Below are 637 nucleotides of genomic sequence, written 5' to 3'. Positions count from 1 at the left end.
TGTCGGCGGATGGGCGGTGCCGGGCGTTCGGCGCGGGGGCCGATGGCACGGGGTGGGCGGAGGGTGTGGGGGTGGTGGCGGTGGAGCGGTTGTCGCGGGCGCGGGCGTTGGGGCATCGGGTGCTGGCGGTGGTGGCGGGCTCGGCGGTCAACCAGGACGGGGCCAGTAACGGGTTGACCGCGCCGAACGGGCGGGCGCAGGAGGAGGTGATCGCTCGGGCGTTGGCGCGGGCGGGGGTGGGTGCGGGTGAGGTGGACGCGGTGGAGGGGCACGGCACCGGCACCCGGTTGGGGGATCCGATCGAGGCGCAGGCGTTGATCGCCGCCTACGGGCAGGGCGGGCGGCGTTCGACGCCGTTGTGGCTGGGGTCGTTGAAGTCGAACATCGGTCATGCCCAGGCGGCGGCGGGTGTGGGTGGTGTGATCAAGATGGTGATGGCGTTGCGGCATGGAGTGTTGCCGGCGACGTTGCATGCCCGTGAGGTCTCCCCGCTGGTGGACTGGCACACCTCAGGAGTGCGGCTGCTGCGGGAAGCGGTGGCCTGGCCCGAGCGGGAGCGGGGCGGGCCCCGCCGGGCGGGGGTGTCGTCGTTCGGGATCAGTGGCACCAACGCCCACGTCATCCTCGAACAGGCACC

1 protein-coding gene is annotated in these 637 nt (G+C 73.3%); it reads left to right on the top strand.

Translation table 11 applies throughout. The features are described 5' to 3' along the window. Positions 1-637: beta-ketoacyl synthase N-terminal-like domain-containing protein (locus ACLQ2R_RS39505; RefSeq protein ID WP_425966541.1), on the top strand; the 637-nt coding region annotated here is incomplete at both ends.

The organism is Streptosporangium sp. DT93, from assembly GCF_049844535.1.
Lineage (GTDB): Bacteria > Actinomycetota > Actinomycetes > Streptosporangiales > Streptosporangiaceae > Streptosporangium.
Note: the sequence above shows the minus strand (reverse complement) of the source record. Positions and strands in the feature narration are given on the sequence as shown.